The organism is Ruegeria sp. AP12 (assembly GCF_056540025.1).
Genome location: NZ_JBQFVZ010000260.1, coordinates 1 through 613, shown reverse-complemented (window position 1 = coordinate 613; position 613 = coordinate 1). Strand labels below are relative to the sequence as shown.

General features: G+C 59.1%; 1 protein-coding gene. It reads right to left on the bottom strand.

Features of this window, described 5'->3' with window-relative positions; all coding sequences use genetic code 11:
* The coding region (locus ACR0E6_RS22635) for an IolE/MocC family protein (protein WP_480587610.1) at window positions 1-514 on the bottom strand (514 nt) is incomplete at its 3' end.
* Window positions 515-613 lie beyond the last annotated feature (99 nt).

The following is a 613-nucleotide window of genomic DNA, read 5'->3' as shown; positions in this document are numbered from 1 at the left end:
CCTCCATCAGCCAGTTCACGTCATCCTCGCTTTCGATGATCGTGCCCATGTGGTGGTGATAGGCCATTGTCATGCCCTGATCACCCATCCATTTTGCCAGTTCGGTCAGCTTGGCCGCGTAGGAGAGCACCTCATCTTTCGACAGTATCGGGCGGTCATTGACCGGCGTCCCGATCTGGCCCTGAACGGTGTTGGAGCATTCGGCGTAAACGATACACGGGCTGTTCAGGGCCACGAATTGCGCGACCTGTTCCCGTACCGCGTCTTGTTCCGTCGCAAAGTCATTGACCAGCGAGGCACCGGAACACCAGCCGCCACAGAGCGCGATATCGTTGCCCTCAAGGTAGGCGCGCAGCCCCTCGGTATCGCTGGGCATACGCTGGCCCCGTTCGACGCCGGTGTAACCAATCTGACGCGACTCCTGCAGCGCTTGTTCCATTGTGTATGCAGCGGTCAGGTCCGGCAGATCGTCATTCTGCCACGCGATCGGAGAGATCCCGATTTTCACGCTCATTTCGTGTTTCTTTCCTTGATGGCAACCTCATAGGCCGCGCGTTTTTCGTTCACTTCGGGGCGGGTGCTGACCTCGGGCACCGCAACCTCCCACCATGTG